Annotated in this window: 22 protein-coding genes and 1 tRNA gene; 17 read left to right on the top strand and 6 right to left on the bottom strand. The window is 68.7% G+C overall.

Annotation, left to right across the window (positions count from 1 at the left end):
• Positions 1-106: 106 nt before the first annotated feature.
• Positions 107-1,045, bottom strand: coding sequence for a mycothiol transferase (locus tag LX13_RS23370; protein ID WP_308214696.1), 939 nt, complete (start codon positions 1,043-1,045; stop codon positions 107-109).
• A gap of 230 nt (positions 1,046-1,275) precedes the next feature.
• On the opposite strand from LX13_RS23370, the gene LX13_RS02015 reads away from it, so the two are divergent.
• The 9 genes from LX13_RS02015 (at position 1,276) to LX13_RS01975 (ending at position 10,918) form a co-directional block, all read left to right on the top strand.
• The gene (locus tag LX13_RS02015; protein ID WP_253659636.1) at positions 1,276-1,572 is read left to right on the top strand and encodes a hypothetical protein; all 297 of its coding nucleotides are present in this window, start codon (positions 1,276-1,278) and stop codon (positions 1,570-1,572) included.
• Between the two features lie 39 nt (positions 1,573-1,611).
• Positions 1,612-2,814, top strand: coding sequence for a GAF domain-containing sensor histidine kinase (locus tag LX13_RS02010; protein WP_253659635.1), 1,203 nt, complete (start codon positions 1,612-1,614; stop codon positions 2,812-2,814).
• 41 nt (positions 2,815-2,855) lie between these two features.
• Complete coding sequence (locus tag LX13_RS02005) at positions 2,856-3,695, top strand: LytR/AlgR family response regulator transcription factor (RefSeq protein WP_253660531.1); 840 nt, start codon at positions 2,856-2,858, stop codon at positions 3,693-3,695.
• Positions 3,692-4,066: a DUF485 domain-containing protein gene (locus tag LX13_RS02000; RefSeq protein WP_253659634.1), complete on the top strand. Its 375-nt coding sequence runs from the start codon at positions 3,692-3,694 to the stop codon at positions 4,064-4,066. Before LX13_RS02005 ends, LX13_RS02000 begins: the two co-directional genes overlap by 4 nt.
• Positions 4,067-4,097: 31 nt before the next feature.
• Positions 4,098-5,852, top strand: coding sequence for a sodium/solute symporter (locus LX13_RS01995; RefSeq protein ID WP_253660530.1), 1,755 nt, complete (start codon positions 4,098-4,100; stop codon positions 5,850-5,852).
• Between the two features lie 162 nt (positions 5,853-6,014).
• A complete protein-coding gene (locus LX13_RS01990) occupies positions 6,015-6,371 on the top strand; it encodes a DUF485 domain-containing protein (RefSeq protein ID WP_253659633.1) in 357 nt (118 codons plus the stop codon).
• Positions 6,368-7,975: a monocarboxylic acid transporter gene (locus LX13_RS01985; protein WP_253659632.1), complete on the top strand. Its 1,608-nt coding sequence runs from the start codon at positions 6,368-6,370 to the stop codon at positions 7,973-7,975. The genes LX13_RS01990 and LX13_RS01985 overlap by 4 nt, the downstream gene beginning before the upstream one ends.
• Before the next feature lie 215 nt (positions 7,976-8,190).
• Positions 8,191-9,684, top strand: coding sequence for an FAD/NAD(P)-binding protein (locus tag LX13_RS01980; RefSeq protein ID WP_253659631.1), 1,494 nt, complete (start codon positions 8,191-8,193; stop codon positions 9,682-9,684).
• Positions 9,677-10,918 (top strand): MFS transporter, encoded by a 1,242-nt coding sequence (locus LX13_RS01975; RefSeq protein WP_253659630.1) that lies wholly within the window; start codon positions 9,677-9,679, stop codon positions 10,916-10,918. Before LX13_RS01980 ends, LX13_RS01975 begins: the two co-directional genes overlap by 8 nt.
• Positions 10,919-11,062: 144 nt before the next feature.
• Here the strand turns inward: LX13_RS01975 and mscL are convergent, their stop codons facing one another.
• The 4 genes from mscL to LX13_RS01955 form a co-directional block, all read right to left on the bottom strand.
• Complete coding sequence (gene mscL, locus LX13_RS01970; protein WP_253659629.1) at positions 11,063-11,890, bottom strand: large conductance mechanosensitive channel protein MscL; 828 nt, start codon at positions 11,888-11,890, stop codon at positions 11,063-11,065.
• Positions 11,891-12,066: 176 nt separating this feature from the next.
• Positions 12,067-12,801, bottom strand: a complete 735-nt coding sequence (locus LX13_RS01965) for an SAF domain-containing protein (protein ID WP_253659628.1) — start codon at positions 12,799-12,801, stop codon at positions 12,067-12,069.
• A 119-nt stretch (positions 12,802-12,920) separates the two neighbouring features.
• Positions 12,921-13,298, bottom strand: a complete 378-nt coding sequence (locus LX13_RS01960) for an FmdB family zinc ribbon protein (RefSeq protein ID WP_253659627.1) — start codon at positions 13,296-13,298, stop codon at positions 12,921-12,923.
• A gap of 147 nt (positions 13,299-13,445) precedes the next feature.
• The gene (locus LX13_RS01955) at positions 13,446-14,051 is read right to left on the bottom strand and encodes a 5-formyltetrahydrofolate cyclo-ligase (RefSeq protein WP_301300459.1); all 606 of its coding nucleotides are present in this window, start codon (positions 14,049-14,051) and stop codon (positions 13,446-13,448) included.
• Positions 14,052-14,203: 152 nt separating this feature from the next.
• Here LX13_RS01955 and LX13_RS01950 point away from each other — a divergent pair, with 152 nt between their 5' ends.
• The 5 genes from LX13_RS01950 (at position 14,204) to LX13_RS01930 (ending at position 18,729) form a co-directional block, all read left to right on the top strand.
• Complete coding sequence (locus LX13_RS01950) at positions 14,204-15,169, top strand: UTP--glucose-1-phosphate uridylyltransferase (protein WP_188490945.1); 966 nt, start codon at positions 14,204-14,206, stop codon at positions 15,167-15,169.
• 99 nt (positions 15,170-15,268) lie between these two features.
• On the top strand, positions 15,269-16,537 hold the full coding sequence (gene glp / locus LX13_RS01945; protein WP_253659626.1) for a molybdotransferase-like divisome protein Glp: 1,269 nt from the start codon (positions 15,269-15,271) through the stop codon (positions 16,535-16,537).
• Between the two features lie 37 nt (positions 16,538-16,574).
• Entirely contained in the window at positions 16,575-17,237 is a 663-nt protein-coding gene (locus LX13_RS01940) for a GNAT family N-acetyltransferase (RefSeq protein WP_253659625.1), read from the top strand.
• A gap of 158 nt (positions 17,238-17,395) precedes the next feature.
• Positions 17,396-18,388: a divisome protein SepX/GlpR gene (gene sepX / locus LX13_RS01935; RefSeq protein ID WP_253659624.1), complete on the top strand. Its 993-nt coding sequence runs from the start codon at positions 17,396-17,398 to the stop codon at positions 18,386-18,388.
• 8 nt (positions 18,389-18,396) lie between these two features.
• On the top strand, positions 18,397-18,729 hold the full coding sequence (locus LX13_RS01930; protein ID WP_253659623.1) for a hypothetical protein: 333 nt from the start codon (positions 18,397-18,399) through the stop codon (positions 18,727-18,729).
• A gap of 107 nt (positions 18,730-18,836) precedes the next feature.
• Here the strand turns inward: LX13_RS01930 and LX13_RS01925 are convergent.
• A tRNA-Ala gene (locus tag LX13_RS01925) sits at positions 18,837-18,912 on the bottom strand.
• Positions 18,913-19,039: 127 nt separating this feature from the next.
• Here LX13_RS01925 and LX13_RS01920 point away from each other — a divergent pair.
• From LX13_RS01920 to LX13_RS01910, 3 genes are all read left to right on the top strand, one after another.
• Positions 19,040-20,794 carry a DUF2207 domain-containing protein gene (locus tag LX13_RS01920; RefSeq protein WP_253659622.1) on the top strand — a complete coding sequence of 585 codons (1,755 nt, stop codon included), beginning with the start codon at positions 19,040-19,042 and terminating at the stop codon, positions 20,792-20,794.
• Between the two features lie 40 nt (positions 20,795-20,834).
• Positions 20,835-21,398 (top strand): LemA family protein, encoded by a 564-nt coding sequence (locus LX13_RS01915; protein ID WP_253659621.1) that lies wholly within the window; start codon positions 20,835-20,837, stop codon positions 21,396-21,398.
• Positions 21,399-21,476: 78 nt separating this feature from the next.
• Positions 21,477-23,210 (top strand): DUF3556 domain-containing protein, encoded by a 1,734-nt coding sequence (locus LX13_RS01910; RefSeq protein WP_253659620.1) that lies wholly within the window; start codon positions 21,477-21,479, stop codon positions 23,208-23,210.
• Positions 23,211-23,231 lie beyond the last annotated feature (21 nt).

Below are 23,231 nucleotides of genomic sequence, written 5' to 3'. Positions count from 1 at the left end.
AAGACACCGCTGCGCGTCCATATGTGACACGGTCTGTGGTCGGCCATCGGTCAAAGGCTCCGTGTCCGGTGTGCTGCTCGACGCTGACTGTCGGCGGCGGGCCCATTCACGCTTCCCATCGGTCGTCCGCGATGGGCGTGACCTGGTACGACAGCATCCGCCACCGGCCTCGCGTGTGGCGCCACACGACAAGCATCGACCAGTGGACCCCTTCGCTCTCGACACGAGCTGCCACCTCCGGGGACGTTCCCGGGTCATCGGGTTCGAGATGACCGGCGAGAGTCTGCCGTGCCCAGGACAACGCGATGTCGCCAAAAGCCTTGACTCGTATGTCGAAGAACTCCATCTCGAGATCGCGTGAATTCATGGTCGTGGCAATGTGCTCGTCGGCGGTTATCACGTTCCCGGGGAGCTCCGTGCCCAGGAATTCGGGGTCGTGCAGTTCGACCAGCTCGTGCCGGTTGCGGGTGAGGATGGTGGTTCGCATTTTCTCGAAGGCGGCGATGATTTCCTGCTCGACCTCGTCGGGACCCGTTGCGAGGAATGGCACTTCGGACTGCGGACGAGGAGCGGTGATCTGCTCGCGCAGGATGTCACCGTGCCCAGCGTGCCTGGCTGTCTCGGCGATCATCATCAGCAGGGTCCACCGCATGCTGACGGGCCCCTCGTGTGGTTCGACCTGTACGGCATCCAGATCGAACCCGGCGGCGATGTCCCGCGACACCTCGATCGCCCGCTCGTACTCGGAGATGACGTCGTGGAGCGTGGCGGAGTCGTCGACGGTGAAGGTTCCCTCATCGCGGCGGGAGTAGCCATCGCAGTCGTCTTCGGCCCGTCGGCCCCAGAACCGTTGAAACCAGATCCGTTCTGCCGCAGCAGCATGTTTGATGAGAGAGATCGGCGTGGTCAGAGAGGACACCATTCGTCGACGTGCATCTTCATCGGACAGACCGCGTGCGGTGTCGATGAGAGCGCGCCGGTTGACGTCGAGCCGGTTCTCGATGACCTCGCGTTCGTTGTCGTTCGATGATGGGTGGGTGTGCATGCGATCAACTCCTTTGGTAGACGAGTGATGACCCGAGCGGCAGACGCCGAGCGGGGAATACAGGGTGAGTTGGTACTGCGAACCACGGTCGGACGTGGAGAGATTCGGGCTGATGACTGCCGCGGTTGAGGTACGCGGTGAACAGCGCGGAGATCGATCTGCGGCGAGGAGCGCCGCACGGTCGGCCCGTGTGAAGGACCGGCCGGTCACACCAACGGTACAGTCGCCCGGTGACCACCACACCCACCGCACCCGTTGTCGCCGCCGGTCTCATCGGCGGATTCGCCACCGCTCGCTACAGCGGCATCCGCCCGCTGGGCGGGGTCGTGCTCGGTGCGGCCGGGGCCTGGTCCACCCGGGAATGGTCTCGATCGCAGGGCCCGGTCGTTGCGGGTGCGCTGCTGGTCGGCTACCTCGGCGCATTCGGCGGATCGCATCCACTGGCCAAGAAGATCGGGGCCTGGCCGTCGGTGCTGTCGGTGACCGCGGCGGTCGCCGGCGTCACCTATGCGGTCGCGGATCGCTGACCCGAGTTGTGATGAGCACAGCGCCGTGACGAGCAGCTGATGTCCGGCGCCACGATCGTCATCGCCGTGATCGCGGTGGTGGCCGTCGCCGTCGCTGTCGTCGCACTCCGTGTGCGCACCCGCCCCACCCTGACGACCCCGGCCGAACGCGCGGTGCACGCCACGCTGCACACCGCATCACTAGCCGCCCGCCCGCTGCGCCGGGGACTCGACGCGGCCTCGGCCGCCGAAGCCGCCCCGCACCTGCGGGGCCTGACCTCGGCTGACGCACTCGGGCTCGCCGACGCGGACGGCTCCGTCCTCGCGTGGACCGGTCCCTACGAATGCCTGGCGCCGGTCTTCGCCGACGCCGCTGCCCGCGCCGTGGACGAGGGACGTCGCATCCTGATCACCGGCGCCGACCTCGACGAGCCCGGGGTGCGCGCCCTCATCGTCCAGCCGCTGCTCGACGAGTCGCGGGCCGTCGGCGTCATGGGCGTGGTCACCCGCGTCCAACCCGGCCCCGGCATGCTCTCGGCCATCACCGAGGTCGCCCGGTACGCAGGCAACCAGATCGAGCTCGCCGAACTCGACGCGTCCCGCGCCCGCCTCGACCGCGCCGAGGTCCGCGCACTGCGGGCCCAGATCAGCCCGCACTTCATCTACAACGCGCTCGGCACCGTCGCGTCCTTTGTCCGCACCGACCCCGACCAGGCCCGCGAGCTGATCCTCGAGTTCGCCGACTTCACCCGTTACTCGTTCCGGTCGGCAGGTGAGTACACCGTGCTGGCCGACGAACTCCGCAACATCGACCGCTACCTGACGCTCGAACGCGCCCGGTTCGGCAGCGCGCTGGAGGTGCGTCTGCAGGTCGCCCCGGAGGTCCTCAACGTCGTACTCCCGTTCCTCGCGTTGCAACCGCTGGTGGAAAACGCGGTGCGCCATGGCATCTCCAGCAAACCTAACGGCGGCACGGTGACGATCATCGCCGCCGACGAGGGCACCGACTGCGTCATCAGTGTCGAGGACGACGGCATCGGCATGGATCCCGAACTGTTGCGCTCGGGCGATCTCGACGCCATCACCTCCGGTGCCTCGGGACCGAGCGCGTCGGAGAACGCCCACGTCGGTCTGGCCAACGTCGACGACCGTCTCCGCGCCGCCTTCGGCAACGACTACGGACTGGTCGTCGAGACCGCACCGGGGGCGGGAACGAAGGTCAGCATGCGGGTACCGAAATTCCGTCCCGGTATCGCCGTGTGAGCACCGACCGCACCGACCGGTGGCACGATGGATCCACTGTGATCGACACTTCTGGGACCGACACCCCCGCGACCGCCGCCGCACCGAGCGCCGCCCTGACGGTGCTCGCGGTCGACGACGAGTGGCCGGCCCTCGACGAACTCACCTACCTCCTGCGGGCCCAGGACCAGGTCGGCGAGGTGCTCACCGCCGCCGACGCCACCACCGCTCTGCGCCTGATCAACGACGCGCGACCATCCGCCATCGACGCCGTGTTCCTCGACATCAACATGCCCGGACTCGACGGGCTCGAGCTCGCCGGCGTGTTGACCGCGTTCGCGAACCCGCCCGCGGTGGTGTTCGTGACCGCCCACGACGACCGCGCGGTGCGTGCCTTCGACCTCGGCGCCGTCGACTACCTGCTCAAACCCGTTCGCGCGCAACGACTCGCCGAGTCGGTGCGCCGCGTCGTCGACATGCGGGGGAGTCGGGACATGGCCGACGCGGCGTCGACCCCACCGGCCGACGACGCGGCCGACGAGGTCATCGGCGTGGAGATGGGTGGGGCGACGACACTGGTGCACCGATCCTCGGTGGAGTGGGTGGAGGCCGACGGCGACTACGCCCGGCTGCACACCGCCACCGACTCGCACCTGGTCCGTATCCCGATCTCGACCCTCGAGACCCGCTGGGCGCAGGCGGGTTTCGTGCGTGTCCATCGGTCCTACCTGGTGTCGTTGCCGCTGGTGACCGGGATCCGGACCGCCGGCTCGGGAACGGTCGTGGTGCTGCGGACCCAGCGCGACGGCGCACCGGTCGAGCTGCCGGTCAGCCGTCGACACACCCGGGAACTCAAGGACCGTCTCGTGCCCAGCCCCCGCCCGACCCGGGGCTCGCGATGAGCACGCCGTCGGACGGCCCGCCCCGGCGCGAACGGGTCGTCCTCGCCACCCGACGCGGTGCGCGCACGGTCCGCACCCGCGTGGAGGTGCAGGAGCAGACCGAGGTCGGCGACGCGTTGATCCGCGGACTGATGCGCGCCCAGCTCGGACTCGCGCTCAGGCTGGCCGGCATCACCCTCGGTGTCCTGTGCGCGATCCCGGTCCTGCTGGCCCTGTTCCCCGACGTCGGCGCGGTGACCGTCCTGGGTATCCGCCTGTCCTGGATCGTCCTCGGGTTCGCGGTGTACCCGCTGCTGCTCGCGGTGTGCTGGATCTACAACCGCTCCGCCGACCGCAACGAGCAGGAGTTCGGCGACCTCGTCGACGACTGATGGCCCACGAACACGCGATGAGCAGACGATGATGAACGGGTTGACCGGATCCTCGGTGCCGGTGCCGACGGTCATCGCGCTGGTCGCCGCGGCCGTCGCGACGGTGGCGATCGGCGCCTACGGCGTACGCCTCGCCCGCACCACCTCGGACTTCCTCGTCGCCTCGCGCAGCGTCGGGTCGAACTGGAACGCCGCGGCCATCTCCGGCGAATACCTCTCGGCCGCGTCGTTTCTCGGCGTCGCCGGTCTGATCGCGAAGTATGGCGCCGACGCGCTCTGGTACCCGATCGGCTTCACCGCCGGCTACGTCGGCCTGCTGCTGTTCGTCGCGGCCCCACTGCGTCGCTCCGGGGCGTACACCGTCCCCGACTTCGCCGAGTTCCGCCTCGGATCGACCCGACTGCGCAAGCTCGCCACCGCGGTGGTGGTCCTCATCTGCATCCTCTACCTGGTCCCACAGCTGCAGGGCGCCGGTCTCACGCTCAACATCCTGCTGGGGATCCCGCCGTGGGTCGGAGCGGTGGTGGTCGGGCTCATCGTGATCGCCAACGTGATCGGCGGAGGCATGCGGTCGATCACGTTCGTGCAGGCGTTCCAATACTGGCTCAAGCTGACCGCGATCGCCGTACCCGCCGTCGTCCTGGCGCTGCACTTCTACGGCGGCGACCACGATCTCGGGTCGAGCGCGCCGCCGACGGTCACCGAACAGACCACCGTCGACGTCACCACCGACGTCGTCGTCCAGGTCGCCGCGCCGCTGGAGGTCACCGCGAGAGGGACCATCGACGGGCAGGCGGTCTCGGGTCCGATCCGACTCACCGCCGGTGACCACGAGCTGACGTCGGGGACGTCGGTGGTGCTCGCGGCGGGGTCGTCGGTGCCGGTGGTGGCCGGAGCGCCCGCCACCCACCAGCAGTGGGCGACACCGGGCTGGGGGTTCGGCGGCGACCACCCGATGTACCAGGTCTATTCGCTGATCATCGGGATCTTTCTGGGCACCATGGGATTACCGCACGTGCTGGTCCGCTTCTACACCAACCCCGACGGACGGGCCGCGCGCCGGACGTCGCTCGCCGTGGTCGGACTGCTGTCGGTGTTCTACCTGTTCCCGACGCTGCTCGGCGCCTTCGCCCGGCTGTGGGTGCCGCAGCTGCTGATCACCGGTGGCTCCGACGCCGCGGTGCTGCTGCTGCCGAGCTCGGTGGTCTCCGGCATCGGCGGACAACTTCTCGCCGCGCTCGTCGCGGCCGGGGCCATCGCGGCGTTCCTGGCGACGTCGTCGGGATTGCTCGTCAGCGTGGCCGGGGTCCTGAGCACCGACGTCCTGCGGGGACGGGTACGCGACTTCCGCCTCGCATCGCTGCTCGCCGGGGTGATCCCGGTGCTGTTGGCCGTCGCCGTCACCTCGATCGACCTGTCGCGCACCGTCGGTCTGGTCTTCGCGGTCGCCGCGTCCACGCTGTGCCCGCTGCTGGTGCTGGGCATCTGGTGGCGCGGACTGACCGCGGTCGGTGCGGCCGCGGGACTGATCGTCGGTGGTGTCGTGGCCGGGGGAGCGGCCCTGACCACCGCGGTCGGGGGCTTCTCCGACGACCTCTGGGGCGGATGGCCGTCGGTGCTGGTCGGGTACCCCGCCGCGATCAGCGTGCCGTTGGCCTTCGCGGTCATGGTGGGTGTGTCGCTGTGGACCTCGGATCGGATCCCGGCCGACGTCGCGCGGGTGCTCACCCGACTCCACGCGCCCGAACGACTCGGTGTCGGACGCGACCGCGAGGCCAACCTCTAGACCGAACGCCTCGTTCTGCCGTGCCGCTCGTCGCACCACAGCGACCGTTCGTCGCACAGTCACGCAGCTCGGCGTGTGACCGGCGCCACCACACCCTTTTGTGACCTGGCTCTCATTACTGTCTGCAGGCAACTCGCAATCCCGCTCACATCAGGAGTTGTCATGACCACATCGAGCCCGGAACGGTCTCCCGCGCGGAGGGCTCCGGACGAGCAGGCCTTCATCGACATGCAGGCGTCGCCGGAGTTCCAGGAACTCCGCAGTCGGCTGCGTCGCTTCGTCTTCCCGCTCACCGGGTTCTTCCTCGCCTGGTACGCCCTGTACGTCCTGCTCGCGACCTACGCGACGGACTTCATGGCCACCAAGGTCTTCGGCAACGTCAACCTCGGCATCATCCTCGGACTCGGTCAGTTCGTGTCGACGTTCGTGATCACGGCGATCTACGTGCGCTTCGCCAACCGTGATCTCGACCCGCGCGCCGCCGCCATCCGCGACGAGCTGGAAGGCCCGCTCTCATGACCACTCTCGCCGCAGACTCGACGGCGGTCGGTAGCCCGATCCTCAACATCGCCATCTTCGTGGCGTTCGTCGTCATCACCATGACGATCGTCATCCGCGCCAGCCGCACCACCAAGAAGGCGTCCGACTTCTACACCGGCGGCGGCCAGTTCTCCGGGCCGCAGAACGGATTCGCGATCGCAGGCGACTACCTGTCGGCCGCGTCCTTCCTCGGCATCGCGGGTGCCATCGCGGTCTACGGCTACGACGGCTTCCTCTACAGCGTCGGCTTCCTCGTCGCGTGGTTGGTCGCGCTGCTCCTCGTCGCCGAACTGCTGCGCAACACCGGCCGGTTCACGATGGCCGACGTGCTCAGCTTCCGGCTCAAGGAACGCCCGGTCCGCATGGCCGCGGCGCTCTCCACGCTGACGGTGTCGCTGTTCTACCTGTTGGCCCAGATGGCCGGTGCCGGTGGACTCGTCGCGCTGCTGCTCAACATCGACGGCAAGTTCGGCCAGGGCGTCGTGGTCGCCGTCGTCGGTGTCCTGATGATCGTCTACGTCCTCGTCGGCGGGATGAAGGGCACCACCTACGTCCAGATGGTGAAGGCCGTGCTGCTGATCCTCGGCGCAGGCATCATGTTCGTCCTCGTGCTGCTGGCCGTGAAGGGCAACTTCTCGACGCTGCTCGCCGACGCACAGGCCAACTCCAGCAAGGACATCCTCGCGCCGGGCGCCAAGTACGGCATCAGCGCGATGTCGCGGCTGGACTTCATCTCGCTGGGCATCGCTCTCGTCCTCGGCACCGCCGGCCTGCCGCATGTGCTGATGCGCTTCTACACCGTGCCCACCGCCAAGGAGGCCCGTCGATCGGTCACCTGGGCCATCGGACTGATCGGCGCGTTCTACCTGTTCACGCTGGTGCTCGGCTACGGCGCGGCCCGCATGGTCGGCCCGGAGAAGATCCTCGCCGCACCCGGCAAGGAGAACGCCGCGGCGCCGCTGCTCGCGTTCGAGCTCGGCGGCACGATCTTCCTCGCGGTGATCTCGGCGGTCGCCTTCGCGACCATCCTGGCCGTCGTCGCGGGCCTCGCCATCACGGCGTCGGCGTCGTTCGCCCACGACGTGTACGCCAGTGTCATCAAGCGCGGCAACGCATCCGAGGAGCAGCAGGTGCGCGTCTCACGGATCACCGTGGTCGTGATCGGTGTCGTCTCGATCGTGCTGGGCATCCTCGCGATGGGCCAGAACATCGCGTTCCTCGTGGCGCTGGCCTTCGCGGTCGCCGCTTCGGCCAACCTGCCGACGCTGCTGTTCTCGCTGTTCTGGCGCAAGTTCAACACCACCGGCGCGCTGTTCAGCATCTACGGCGGTCTGATCGTCTGCATCGGACTGATCGTGATCTCGCCTGCGGTGTCGGGCAAGCCGACCTCGATGTTCCCGGACGCGAACTTCGACATCTTCCCGATGTCCAACCCCGGCATCGTCTCCATCCCCGCCGGCTTCCTGCTCGCGGTGATCGGCACCTGGATCGGACGGCGCAAGCAGGAGAGCGCCGCCAAGCAGGCCGAGATGGAGGTCCGTTCGCTCACCGGTGTCGGCGTCGAGAAGGCCGTCTCGCACTGATTCCCCCGAGCCCCCACCCCGAGCGGGGTGGGGGTTTCCGGTGGGTGTCGGTGCGGCAAACTCCCCGGTGCGGTCACGGTGATCGTAAATGCATGCAGGCTAATGCATTTGGCGGTGAACGTAACGAACGTCTCTTTCCGACCATCTGGTGCGATTCGGACGCGCGGTGTTTAACTACCCTGGCTAACTAACTGTCCAGGGAAGTGGAGCGCTGCATGACATCGATAGGAATCGTGGGTGGCGGCGCCGCGGCGGTCAGTCTGCTGCGGCAACTGCCCTATGGGGAGTCCCACGAGGTCTGCGTGTACGCCGATCGGCCCCTCGGACCGGGCCGTGCGTACTGCGAGAACGCCGATTCGGCGATCCTCAACCGCCAGGTGTTCGCCATGTCGGTGTCGGACTCGTGGCCCGACGAGTTCCACGACTGGGTCCGGGCCCACGCGCCGGAATGGCTCGACGAGGACGAACACAGCTTCGTGCCCCGCAGCCTCTACGGCCGCTATCTCACCGACTCCGCCGACACCGCGGCGTCGCACTTCGGTGATCGACTCACCTTTGTCTCCGGCCGCGTCATCGACGTCGCCCCGCATGAGCGGCGGTGGCGCCTGACCGTGGACTCCGGGAACGGCCTGCCCGTGGAGGCCACCCACGACGTGGTGGTGCTGGCGCTCGGGTCGAGCCCGCCCGCCGACCCCTACCACCTGCACGGGGTGGCGTCGTACACCCCGGATCCGTACCCCACGAGTGGCTGGATCGACGACGTGGCGGCCACACGGGCGGCCGCCGTGATCGGCACCGGTCTGAGTGCCGTCGACGTCGCGCTCGCGGTGCGTCAGCGTGGGTGGCGCGGGCACCTGACGATGGTGTCGCGGCACGGGATCCTGCCCGACGCCCGGGCGATCGTCTCGCCACTGGACTTCGACCCCGACATCTCCGCGCTCATCCTGCGGGTCACCCGTAAACGCGGCGGTCTCGAGTGGGAGGACGTGCTGCACATCGTCGACTACCTCGCCCTGGGCGAGGGGATCCGGCGGTCGGAGGTCCGGGCCGCGTTCCGTGCGATCTCGCAGCCGGCCGGCGACCGTCTGGCCGAGATGGCCGTCGCCACCGGCTCGGTCGACGTCGCGGTGCAACGCCTGGTCATCGGCATCGCCCAGCACTACGTCAACGAGATCTGGGCGGCCATGACCCGTTCGGCGCGGGCGACGTTCCTGACCACGACGCACGCCGCGTTCCAGGCGCTGTCGAACCCGTTGCCCGCCAAGAGCGCGCGGCGGCTCGGGCTGATGCTCAGCGACGGGCAGCTCAGCATCGCCTCCGGTGTACGCGAGGTGGATCCGGGACGAACCGGTTTCGGCATGCGCTTCGCCGACGGCACCCGAAGCTCGGTCGAACACGCGGTCAACGCGACGCGGACCCCGGCCGGAGCGCCGTCGCCGGCGGCCGCGAGCCTGGTGTCGTCGCTGCTGTATCGCGGACTGGCACAGCGCAATCCCTACGGGGGACTGCGCGTGGACGTCGGCACCAACGCGTTGCTCGACGCCGCGGGTGGCGCCGTACCCGGAATGTACGTGATCGGCGAGATCGCCTCGGGCGACCTCTACTACATCAGCAGCATGGGCAAGATCCGTCGCCGCGCGCGGTCGGTGGCACGCCACATCGCCGACGAATCGGTGACATCGAACCGGTCGGAGGCCACCTATGTCTGAACTGATCTCGCTGCCCCGCCGGCATGCGACCGTGATGCTGCTCGTCGCGGTCATGGTGCCGCAGCTGGGACTGAGTCTGCTCAACCCGTCGATCCCGGACATGGCCGCCGACCTCGGCACGTCGGTCTCGGCGATTCAGCTGACGTTGTCGGGATACATGGCCGGCTACGCGATCTCGATGTTCGCCGCCGGGGTGCTGGCCGATCGTTTCGACGCCCGCACCCTGCAGGTGTGGGGACTGGTGTTGTTCGCGATCGGCGGGGTGCTCGCCGCCACAGCGCCGAACGTCGGAGTGCTCGCGGCCGCCCGGGTGGTCCAGGCGATCGGCGGTACGTCGGCGACCGTGCTCTGCCGACTGGTGATCCAACGGCGCTACCCCGAGTCCGAACGGATGCAGATCCTCACCTCGCTGTCGATCGTCATCGCGGCCACGCCGGCGCTGTCGCCGTTCGTGGGGGCGTCGCTCATCGAGATCACCACGTGGCGTTCGCTGTTCGGGGTGCTGGCCGCGGTGGGCCTGGTCCTGGCGTTCGCGTTCTCCCGCCTGGTTCCGTCGGCCCGCCCGACCACGCCGGTCCCGGTCCGGTTCTCCTCGGTTGCGGCCGGTATCGGAGCGGCGTTGCGACGCAGCGGTTTCTACTGGCACGCGGCGGTGATCTCGCTGGCCTGGATGAGCTACTTCCTGTTCATCGAGCAGTCGGCCTACCTGCTGCAGGGGATCCACCGGGTGTCGCGGATCGAGTACGGACTGCTGCTGATGATCCCGGCGATCGGCTACATCAGCGGCAGCGTCCTGATCCGCCGGATGAGCTCGCACGCCCGCGCGTATCTGCTCGGGACGTCGGTCGGTGGGGTCGGCGCGACCGTGGTCATCGCACTCGCCGTCGCCGGGGTCGACTCGGTCTTCGCGCTCGTCATCCCGCTGGCCGTGACCTACGTCGGCGTCGGTGCGGCGATCCCGCACGCGCAGAGCGGACTGATCTCGCTGAACCTCCCGGCGCAGGGAGTCGGCGCGGGCCTGTTCTTCTTCGTGCAGATGGCAAGCGGTGCGCTCTACAGCTCGATCATCGAGGCACTGCACCTGCGGACGATCGCCCCCATCGCGATCGCCATCGGCACTCCCGCACTGGCATTGCTCGCGGTGACCCTGACCAGGCTGGGACTGGATCGGCGACGGACTGCGTCGTCTGTCCCGGACGCCGCGGTGCACCGCGAACCCCAGCCCGCCCGCTGACCCGATGCCCAACTGGCGGGTCTACGTGCCCAACTGGCGGGTTTACGTGCCCAACTGGCGGGTCTACGTGCCCAACTGGCGGGTCTAGGTGCCCAACTGGCGGTGTTACGTGCCCAACTGGCGGCTGGGCGGTGGTGGGTCGCGCTACTGCTCGTGGCGTCCCGGTCCGTCGGGACGGTATCCCGGAGGCGGGTAGTCACCCTGGCGGTATTCGCCGGGCCCACCCGGCTGTCCGTACTGCTGTCCGTACTGACCGCGGTTGTCCGGGCCGGGGTATCCGCCCGGGCCGGGCTGGCCGTACTCGGGCTGGCCGTACTGCGGCGGCGGACCGCCGGGCTGGTTCTGTCCCGGATACGGCTGCTGGGGAGGCTGATTCTGCGGACCGGCGTTCTGCGGGCCCTGGCTCTGGGGACCAGGGTTCGGGGGCCGCTGTGCCTGCGGGGCGGGACCCTGGCCGCTGAACTGTCCGGAGATGTTCGGGCTGCGATCCAGCGGGCTCTCACCCTGCGACGATCCTGCGGCGGGGCTGCCGGGGAACGCCGTGGTCATCGACTCGTCGGCGGCCTTCTGCTTGGCCTCCTTCGGGTCCTTGCCCGCCAACAGATCGCGGATCTCGGTGAGCAGCTCGGCCTCGGTGAGCGCCGCGGCATCGTCACCGGCCTTGGCGCGCAACGCCTTGAGCTTCTCGAACGGCATCACGATGACGAAGTAGACGACCGAGGCGATGATGAGGAAGTTCAACGCCGCGGTGATCAGCGTCCCGAAGTCCACGAAGGTACTGGGATTGCCGTCACGGATGGTGAAACCCAGCCCTTGGGCCGCGTCCGTGCCGCCGAGCGAGTTGATCAGCGGCTGGATGATGCTGCCCGTGAACGCGGTGACGATGGCGCTGAACGCAGCGCCGACGACGACAGCGACAGCGAGGTCGATCACATTGCCGCGGAGCAGGAATTCCTTGAATCCTTTGAGCATGTGCCTGTCCTGTTCGATCGAGGCGCGGCGATGTTCCGCCACGTCCGGTGAAGCGATCGTAACCAGACCCGGTGTGGCATGCAGGGACTCTCGGCACGCTCGGCGCGCCCCGATTCCTGGCCGACCGGGCCTGAACCGCACCGATGCCGCCGGGGTCAACCAAATGCATTGTCGGATCAGTGAAAGACAACCGTCAGCGGAGCGGCCAGGGTGGCGCCGGCGACGGTGTGCGCCTCGCGTTCACCCATGGCCAGCATGATGACCGGCGCCGCCGATCCCCGTGCGGCACGGGACTCCGGAGCCGCGACCACCGCGACGACCGCCCCGCGCACCAGAACTCGTCCCGACGCGGTCGGCGAGGTCGCCGCGGCTCGCGAATCCCGTTCGTCGGCAACACCATCCACACCGGAGGCCGACCGCTCCGGATCCGGGGCCTCGGTGAGCACGTCCACGACATCACCGGAGCGCAACAGACGCACCACCGCGTCGTCGGCGAGCCGGACCGGCACGAGTCGGGCGTCCGGGTCGTCCATGAGCTGGGTGGGAAGGCGAGGGGAGAGCAGACGCCAGTCGGTGAGCACCTCGCCCCGATGCACGGGCCCGGTGACCGTCCGCCCCACGCCGTCACGGGTCATCCGCAGCGCGCCCTGCGGGAGCAGGCCCGGGCCGATGCGCAGTTCGGCCAGATCGGTCGCCGACAACTCGGTGCCGGGGGACAGGTCATGCGCGGCGATCATCACCGTGACCTGCTGCTCTCCGCGATGCGCCACGACGGCCGCGACGATCGACGCCACCAGCAACGCGACCGCGAGGGTGCGGCGGACCGCCAGGGCGCGCGTCCATCCCGGGCGCGCGGTGGCGCGTAGCCGATCGACGATCGTCGGCTGGAGACGGAACCGGTCGGCAGGCATGTGGCCACGGTAGGAACGGACGCCGAGGAACGCGAGAAATCAGCCGATCGCCCTGTGGACAGATCGGAACTGTGGATCGCGGAACGACACGAGCCGGGGCGGTGACCCGGGCGAGGAGGTCAGGACGCGGCGGCGGGGGTCGAGGACCCCGATCCCGAGGACCCGGAGCCCGAGGACCCGGACGACTTGTCCGACGACTTCGAGGACTTGTCGGACGAGGACGAGTCCTTGCTCGACGAACCCGAGTCGGACGAGGACGACGACTTGGAGTCCGACGACGAGGACGAGTCGCTGCTCGCGCTCTCCGACGCGGTCGACCCCGCGCGGCTGTCGGTGCGGTAGAAGCCGCTGCCCTTGAACACGATGCCCACCGAGTTGAACAGTTTGCGCAGCTTGCCGCCGCATTTCGGGCACTCGGTGAGCGAATCGTCGGTGAACGACTGGACGATGTCGAACCGGTTGTCGCACTGCGTGCAGGCGTACGAGTAAGTCGGCACCGGGCACCTCCGAGGGAGTGAGTGGCCGCGCGTCGTCACGTCGTCGCGCGGTGAGATCAGGGGTCCGCATCACGGACCGTCGTCGAGTCTACCGCCGTTTCTGGCACTCACGACACGCGAGTGCCAATGGGAGGATCCGTGAGGTGGTCACCCCAGTCGGGTGAACCCGTCGCCGGGGGTCAGTGCCCAGCTCACGGCGATGTCGTACTCGTCGGCGGGGATGTCGTCGAGCACCTCGTCGTCGTACACCACGGCGACCAGTTCCGCGCCGGTCGCGACCAGGGACCGGTCGTAGTACCCGGCCCCGCGGCCCAGACGCACACCGCGACGGTCGACCGCCAGCGCCGGGATCAGTGCGACATCGGCGGTGTCGAGGGCCGCGTTCGACAACCGCCGGCCGGTCGGCTCGGACAGGCTGAACCGTCCGGTGCGCAACCCGTGGCGCCCGGTGTAGCGCGCCCACTCCAAGGCCGTGGGAGGACCGTCGGGGGTGATGGGGAGCAGTACGGTCACGCCGCGGTCGACCAGCGCGTCGAGCATCTGCGCCGTCCCCGGCTCGGTCCCGACGCTCGCGTAGCAGCACACGGTCACATCGGCCTCGAGCCGAAAGGGGACGTCGACCGACATCCAGCCCGCGAGGTCCTCGGCGGCCGTCGCGCGCTCGGTCGCGTCCATGGCGGCGCGGGCGGCGATCAGTCGGTGGCGCAACGCGGCCTTCTCCCCGGCGACGGAATCCTCCGATGACTCGTTCATCGGATCGGCCACTGTGTCGGCTCCATGGTCTCCACCCTTCGCGATCGGCGCCCACCCGATAGATTGCGTGTGCGGTCGACGTTGCCACAAGCCGGCGTCGATCCACTGCAACGCACAGTCGGTGTCCAGGGTCGAGTCCTAGGGTGAGGAACATGACGGAAACGCAGACGGTCGGAAATCAGGGCGACGGGTCGCCGGGAGCCGAGTACGAATTCGTACCCAACACACCACCGATCCCGAAGACGGCGATCGTCCCCGCAGCCGGACTGGGCACGCGCTTTCTTCCCGCGACGAAGACCGTGCCCAAGGAGTTGCTGCCGGTCGTCGACACCCCCGGCATCGAACTGGTCGCCGAGGAGGCGAAATCGGCGGGCGCCGAACGACTGCTGATCATCACCTCGCCCGGCAAGGACGGCGTCGTCGCCCACTTCGTCGAGGATCTGGTGCTCGAGAACACGCTGGAGAAGCGGGGCAAGAACGCGATGCTCGCGAAGGTGCGCAACGCGCCGTCGCTGATGCACGTCTCGTCGGTCATCCAGGAGAAGCCCCTCGGACTCGGCCACGCGGTCGGCTGCGTGGAGTCCCAGCTCGACGACGACGAGGACGCGATCGCGGTCCTGCTGCCCGACGACCTCGTGTTGCCCGGCGGAGTCCTCGAGGTGATGGCCCGCACCCGGCAGCGTCGCGGCGGCACCGTGCTCTGCGCCATCGAGGTGCCCACCGAGAAGATCTCCGCGTACGGCGTGTTCGACGTCGAGCCGCTCCCGGACGCGCACAACCCGAACGTCATGCGGCTCAAGGGGATGGTCGAGAAGCCCGACGCCGCCGACGCCCCGTCGAACTACGCCGCGGCCGGTCGCTACATCCTCGACCGCGCCATCTTCGACGCCCTGCGTCGGATCAAGCCCGGTGCCGGCGGCGAGCTGCAGCTCACCGACGCCATCGCCCTGCTCATCGAGGAGGGCCACCCGGTGCACGTGGTGGTCCACCGCGGCACCCGACACGACCTCGGCAACCCGGGCGGCTACCTCAAGGCGTGCGTCGACTTCGCCCTGGACCGCGACGACTACGGCCCTGATCTCCGCGAGTTCCTCGAAGAGCGGCTCAAGCAGGCCTGATCGCCGCGCGCACCGCGTTGCGTCACCGGTTCGGCCCGCCGACCGGCTAACGTCGGATTCTGCGCGAACTGACGTGCGAATTGTTGGGCGGGAGGCGAGATGCGGTCGGTCGAGGACCAATTGACGCGGGTGACCGCGGCCGCGGTCGCGCCACGCCCGGTGCGGGTGGCCATCTCCGAGGCGCAGGGTCTGCTCTGTGCCGAGGAGGTGACGACCGAGAACCCGCTGCCCGGGTTCGACCAGGCCGCCATCGACGGCTACGCGGTCCGCAGCGTCGACGTCGCCGAGGCGGGCATCGTCGCGTCCGACGACTCCGAGGCCCCCGGCGAACACGTCGTGGTGGTGTTGCCGGTGGTCGGCGAGGTGGAAGCGGGATCGCGCACCCCGACCCGACTCCAGCCCCGACAGGCCGTGCGGGTCGAAACCGGTGCGCCGCTGCCGACTCTCGCCGACGCGGTACTGCCGCTGCGGTGGACCGACGGCGGGGTGTCAAAGGTCAAGATCGGTCACGCCGTGGAGACCGGCGACTACGTCCGCCGCGTGGGCGACGACGTCCAGCCCGGCGATGTCGCCGTCCGCGCCGGGACCATCATCGGTGCCGCCCAGGTGGGATTGCTTGCCGCGGTGGGCCGTACCCGGGTTCTCGTCCACCCACGACCCCGACTGTCGGTCATCTCGGTGGGTGGGGAACTGGTCGACATCGACCGAACCCCCGGTGCGGGACAGGTTTTCGACGTCAACAGCTACTCGTTGGCCGCCGCCGCGCGAGACGCCGGTGCCGACGTCAACCGCGTGGGCATCGCCGACCGTGAGGCCTCACAACTGCGGGACGTGGTGGAAGGGCAGCTCATCCGGTCGGAGATCGTGGTGATCTGCGCGCCACTCGGCGGCACCGCCTCGGAGAACATCCGCGACGCCTTGGCGCCGCTGGGCGAGATCGACGTCGAACGCATCGCCATGCATCCCGCCTCGGTCCAGGGATTCGGCCAGCTCGGGCGCGACGAGGTCCCGACCTTCCTGCTGCCGTCGAACCCGGTGAGCGCGCTCGTCGCGTTCGAGGTGATGGTCCGACCCCTCATCCGCATCGCGCTGGGCAAGCGCAAGCCGATGCGCCGTGTCATCCGGGCACGCACCGTCGGACCGATCGCGTCGGTGCGCGGTCGCAAGGGCTACCTGCGTGGCCAGCTGATGCGCGACGAACAGACCGGTGAATATCTCGTGCAGGTCATCGGCACGTCCGAGAGCGGATCGTCGCATCTGCTCGCGGGACTGGCCGAGGCGAACTGCCTGGTGATGGTCGAGCCCGAGGTGGAGGAGCTCCGCATCGGCGAAGAGGTCGACGTCGCGTTCCTGGCTCAGCGTGGTTAGCGCCACCGCGGTCGGACACGGGTAATAGTCTTCGATCGTGTTTGGACGATGGGCGAGCAGCGGCGCCGGGCATCCCGGCTGGCCGACGGTGTTGGGGCCGCTGCAGACGAGAGCGGGAACGGTGACGCTGCGCGGCGTCCGCCTGCGCGACGCCCGCGCGTGGAGCTCGTTGCGCATCGCCAACCAGAACACCCTGATGCCGTGGGAACCGACCGGTCAGGGCAACTGGGTGGACCGTCATCACATGACCTCGTGGCCCACGCTGCACTCGGTGCTCAAGCGTGAGGCCAAGAACGGGTCGATGCTGCCGCTGGTCATCGAGGTCGACGGCGAGTTCGTCGGGCAGCTGACGATCGGCAACATCCAGCGCGGTGCGCTGCGCAACGCGTGGATCGGCTACTGGCTGGACAGCGCGGTGACCAATCAGGGGGTCGCGACCGCCGCGGTCGCGCTCGGCGTCGACCACTGCTTCGGCGCGGTCGGACTCCACCGACTCGAGGCGACCGTCCAACCCGGCAACGAGGCGTCCAAGGCGGTGCTGACCAAGGTCGGGTTCCGCAAGGAAGGCCTGCTCGAGCGCTACATGGACGTCGACCGCGGGTGGCGCGACCACATCCTGTTCGCCCTCACCGCCGAGGAGGTCGCCGGCAGCGCCGCCGAGGCCCTCGTGCGCAGCGGCCGGGCGTCGTATCTCGGCTGATCGGTCCCCGTCGACGGTCATCAGAACTTTCGTCGTCGTCTCGGCGCGTCTGCGCTGGCCGGGGCGCCCCCACCCCTAGCCTGAGGGAAGTCATTTGTGACTCATGAGGCTCGGGTGATCACCAGGGTCGGTCGGAGACGGAGAGGAGAGCCGCGGTCATGCCGAATTCTGTGTTGTGGGTGTGTCTGGTGGCGATCTGGCTGTTCGTGCTGGTGCCGATGGTGATCAAGGGTCGTCCCGAGGTGCGCAAGCGCACCGAGGCCACGCTCGCGACCCGCGTCATCAACCGCGGCGGTCGCGCGATGTCGAAGGCGAGCAGCAAGGTCGCGCGCGGACGTCATCCGCACGACGCCGACTGGGTCGCACCGGTACGCGAGTACCGCAAGCCCGGTGAGCTGATCAACGAACTCGACGACCACTCGGACGTGCTGGTCGCCGACGAGCCGGAGGACATCGACGAGTCCGACGAGATCGTCGCCGGCGCGGGCGATCACGATCGCGACACCGACGAAACCGGATCCGCCGAGATCGACGACGACGCAGACGACGCCGAACTCCTCGAGTCCGATGATGCCGATCTCGACGCCGACGACGAACTCGATGCGGACGATGAGTTCGACGAAGAATTCGACGAGGACGAGGATTCCGACTACGAGGTGGTCTCCGAGCCGCTGACCGCCGAGGGCCCGACCCGACGCGGTCGCGGGGGATACGACCCCACCGCCGACACACGTCGCAGCGAGACCCGGTACCGCGGTCGCCAGCGACTCCTGCTCGTGTTCGCGATCCTCGCGATCGCATCGGTCGGTGTCGGTGTGCTGCTGGGCGGGATCGGCTGGGCCGCCACCGGTGTCGGGGTGTTCCTCCTCGTCGCCTACATGGCGTACCTGCGGCGCACCGTCCGCATCGAGGAGCGGATCCGACGGCAGCGCAGTGTCCGCGCCGCGCGTGCCGCCCGTATGACCCAGCAGCGTCGCCGCATCGAGGACGAGGGCCCGCTGGCCGACGAGATCCCCGAGCACCTCATCCGACCGGGCGCGGTCGTGCTCGAGATCGACGACGAGCACCCCGTGTTCGACCACCTGCCGCCGTTCCAGCGGCGTCGCGTGATGCGCGAAGAGCCCGAGTTCCGCAGGGCGGCAGGCGAGTAGATCGTCTCGTGACCACCTGGGACGAGGTCAGCACGCGTGCTCTGACGTTGCCCGAGGTGGTGGTCGCGGACCATCACGGCATGGCCGCGCTGCGCTTCCGCAAGAACATCCTGGCCACGATGCCCGACGGCGAGACCCTGCGAGTCATGGTGTCCGACGAGCAGATCCGTGAGGCCGTCGCCGAATTCGACTGGTGCACCGAGGTGTACTGGGGTGCGAAGCTGTCTGCGGTCGCGGTGTCGCTGGCCGCCGCGGACGCTGACGTCGTCGCGGAGATGATCACCGATGCGTGGCGACGCCGTGCGACGAAGACCATGATCCGCGATCTCGACGCCCGCTGACAGGCTTCCCGCGACACGACTCGACTTCCGCGACGGCAATCCCTGTCGCGGCAGTCGAGAGATGTCGCGGGAAGGTGAGACGCGGCGTCGTGTCAGACGGGTCCCGATGGTGGAGCTAAGGGGAATCGAACCCCTGACCTTCTCGATGCGAACGAGACGCGCTACCAACTGCGCTATAGCCCCTGGTACTGCTCGACAACGGTAGCAAAGCCTCGCCCTGATCCCATATTCGGGCAGGTCGTCGTCCCCGGCGCCCCGGTCGGTCACAGTTGGTCGCCGATTCGGGCATCCGCACAGTAGGCTCCGCGCCATGAGGCGTGCGGTCGTCAGCGTGTTCGCGGTCCTGATCGTCATCGGGGCGATGCTCCTGCCTGCGCTGTTCGGCAGCTTCGACGACAGCGAGTCCGATGCCGCCGCCGAGACCGCGGTCATCACGAACTACACCGCCGACTTCGAGGTCGACGCGGACGGCACCTTGAGTGCCACCGAGACCCTCGACGTCGACTTTCCCCTCTCCAAGCACGGGATCTTCCGGTTCTTCGACATCGCCGACCCCGCGGACTCCCACATCCGGTATGTGCCGAAGAACATCCGGGTGACCCGGGACGGATCGTCGGACGGCGTCGACCTGAGTACCGAGCGTGGTGGCCGCTACGTGGTCGCCAAGATCGGCAAGGCGGACGTCTCGATTAGCGGGAACCATCGCTACGTCATCACCTACGACGTCGACGGCGTGCTGTCGGATCCGATCAACGGGGCGCGCGGATCGCAGTTCTACTGGAACCTCATCCCCGGCGGATGGCGGATGCCGATCACCAAGGCCACTCTGCGTGCGACCGCCCCGACGCCGCCACAGGACACCCGGTGCGCGGTCGGGGCCGGGTCGGACGCCGGCTGTCAGGCGAGCGCGTCGGGCAACACCCTGACCGTCACCACCGGATCGCTCGAACCCAACACCCCGGTCACGGTGCAGACCGCGCTGAGCACCGCGGCGCCCGGCCAGAAGTCGCTCCCGTGGTCACTTCCCTTCGACCCCGTGTTCGGCCGGTCGGTTCCCCTGGCGATGGTCTTCGCGCTCCTCGCCGTGGTCGCGGGCGTGGTGAGTTGGCTGCTGGCGCGCAGCGTCCGGGAACCGCCGCCCGCCTACCCATTGATGTACGGCCCGCCCGAGGGCATGGGTCCGGCGCAGGGGGCCTACGTGCTGACCGAGAAGATCAGCGACGACATGTACGCCGCGACGATGCTCGAACTCGGCGAGAAGGGCGTCGCCGACATCGCCAACGTCGACGGCGTGTGGACCATCACCGGCAAGGACGGCGACGCCTCCCGCCTCGACGCGGTCACCGCGCAGACCGCGACCACGCTCGGGGTCGCACCCGGGCAGAGCTTCTCGGCGCAGCCGGGCGACGTCGACGGCGGCAAGGCACTCAAGGCCGCGCGGGCCCGATTCGACTCGTCGGTCACGTCGTGGTCGCAGGCGACGGGACTGATGCAGGTCAAAGGAATCGGCTCGATCGGCGCGTTCCTCGTCATCGGCGCCGCACTCGGGGCCGGCTACCTGTTCTTCTTCAGCCCGTTCCACATGTCGCTGATCGGGCTGCCGCTGGCGATCTTCGCGGTGTTCGCGTTGCCGTTGGCGGCGCCCGAGGCCAAGACGTTCCGCACCAAGAAGGGTCGCGAGGCGTGGTCGCACATCGGCGGGTTCCGACGGGTTCTGGGAACCGCCTCGAGTGAGGCGCGATTCGACTTCAGCGGCCGCAGAGAGCTGTACACGCAGTACATCCCGTGGGCGGTCGCGTTCGGGGTCGCCGAGGTGTGGGCCGCGAAGTACCGGATCGAGGTGGGCGAGGAGCCGCCGACCCCGTCGTACTTCGGGGTTGGCCACGGCTACGCTGCCGGCTACGGACTGGCGTCGATGAGCAACTTCTCCGCCGACTTCAATTCCTCGGTCTCGTCCGCGATCTCGGCGTATCAGGCCACGCAGACGACGTCGTCGTCGTCCGGTGGCGGGGGCGGCTTCTCCGGCGGTGGTGGCGGGGGCGGCGGCGGAGGCGGCTCGTGGTGACATCGCAAACCAATGAATGTGTCGTGAAAGGGAATACCGCATGCTGATCGCACTGATCGTGATCGTGGTGGTCATCGTCGCCCTGGTGGGCTTCGGCGTCGTCGGGTTCAACAAGCTGCGCAAGGCCGACATCGGCGCGCAGGAAGCACTCGGCGGCATCGACGTCCAGCTGACCCGACGGGCCGACCTGATCCCCAACCTGGTGAACACCGTGAAGGGGTACGCCGCTCACGAGTCCGGCGTGTTCGAGGCCGTCACCGCGGCCCGGTCGCGCGTGGCCAAGGCCGCCGAGGGCGACGCGGTCCCGGAGAAGGCTGCGGCAGACGCGGAACTGAGCAACGCGCTCGTCAACGTCATGGCAGTCGCGGAGGCCTACCCCGACCTGAAGGCCGACACGCAGTTCCTCGACCTGCAGCGGCAGCTGACCGACACCGAGAACCAGATCTCGTTCGCCCGCCAGTACTACAACGACGCCGTCACCACCCTGAACACCCTGGTGCAGACCATCCCGTGGATGTTCTTCTCCGGCTTCGCAAAGGTCTCGACCCGGGAGTTCTACAAGGCGCCCGAGGGACAGCAGGCGCCGCCGACCGTCACCTTCTGACCGCACGGTCGGTATTCCGGGGCCGCCGGTACCGAAACCCTCCCGACCAAGCGCTCGTTTGGGCTAGGTTGTTCTCCCATGGGATTCCTTCGCCCCGACCTGCCCGTCTGGGACATGTCGCAGTGGTCGGCGGGCAGCAGGAGTGAGCGCATCCGCCCCGCCGCGGCGCATCTGGCGCGTCGCGGATTCGGCGTGCCGGACGCCCTGTACGTCTTCTACGTCACCAAGATCGTCCTGTACGTGCTCGGTGGGATCGGTGTCGCGCTCGCGTCCACCGGCGTCGACGGGTTCACCGCCATCGGCTCGTGGTGGTCGGAGCCGATCGTCTTCCAGAAGATCGTCGTGTTCTCGCTGCTGTTCGAGGTCCTCGGACTCGGCTGCGGCTTCGGTCCGCTCAACAACCGGTACTTCCCGCCGATGGGGTCGCCGCTGTACTGGCTGCGGCCGGGCACCATCCGGCTGCCGCCGTGGCCGCGGATCCCGCTGACCGCGGGCACAGCACGCACCCCGTTCGACGTGCTCCTCTACGCCGCGCTGCTCGGAGCCGCGGTATGGGCGCTGTTCTCCGACGGGACCGGCCCGGTCACCGCCCTCGACACGACGGTCGGCGTCCTGCCGGTCACGCCCGTCGCCGTCATGCTCGGCGTTCTTTTCGTGCTCGGTCTCCGCGACAAGGTGATCTTCCTGGCCTGTCGCGGCGAGGTCTACGCGACGTTGTCGGTGACGTTCCTGTTCGGCGCGGTCGACATGATCGTCGCGGCCAAGCTGATCTTCCTGGTCATCTGGGTCGCCGCCGCCACCTCGAAGGTCAACCCGCACCTGCCGTTCGTGATGTCGACGATGCTCTCGAACAGCCCCACGATCCGTCCGACGGCGATCAAGAAGCGTTTCTTCCGCAGCTATCCCGACGACCTGCGGCCGTCGCGTCTGTCGGCGTCGATCGCCCACGCCGCCACGGCGGTCGAGATGGCGGTACCGCTGGTCCTGTTCTTCTCCGGCGGCGGGATCGTCACCACCGCGGCCGCCGGCGTGATGATCGCGTTCCACCTCGGCATCCTGTCGTCGATCCCGATGGGCGCACCGCTGGAGTGGAACGTCTTCATGATCATCGGGATCGGGATCCTGTTCGTCGGCCACGCCGAGACCGGCCTCGGCGATGTCTCCCAACCGATCCCGGTGTTCGGTCTGTTCGCGGTCGTGGTGGCCGTGGTCGTCCTCGGCAACCTGTTCCCGGACAAGGTCTCGTTCCTGCCGGGCATGCGCTACTACGCGGGCAACTGGGACACCACAATGTGGTGCATGAAGCCGTCGGCGTCGGCGAAACTCACCGGTGGGGTCAAGACGATCGCGATCATGCCGCAGGCCCAGCTGGAGAAGATGTTCGGTCCCGAGCAGGCGGTCATCCAGCAACACCTCGGATATGCGTTCCGCGCCATGAACACCCACGGCCGCGCCCTGTTCACCCTCGTGCACCGCGCGCTCGCCGACGCCGACGAGTCGGAGTACGTCATCGTCGACGGCGAGCGGATCTGCAGCACCGCCATCGGGTGGAACTTCGGCGACGGCCACCTGCACAACGAGACCCTGATCGCGGCGCTGCAGGAACGCTGCGCCTTCGATCCCGGCGAGGTCCGGGTCATCCTGCTCGACGCCCAGCCGATTCACCGGCGCACGCAGCAGTACCGACTGGTCGACCCCGCGACCGGCGAGTTCGAGCGCGGGTCGATCCGCGTCGCGGACATGGTCGACGCCCAACCGTGGGCCGACGACCTCCCGGTGCAGGTGCAGTCGGGGACCTCCCCGACACGGTGAGGCCCGGTCGCGAGCAGGCGC

The organism is Williamsia maris (genome assembly GCF_024171815.1).
Classification (GTDB): domain Bacteria; phylum Actinomycetota; class Actinomycetes; order Mycobacteriales; family Mycobacteriaceae; genus Williamsia_A; species Williamsia_A maris.
This window is presented reverse-complemented; position numbering and strand designations above follow the sequence as displayed.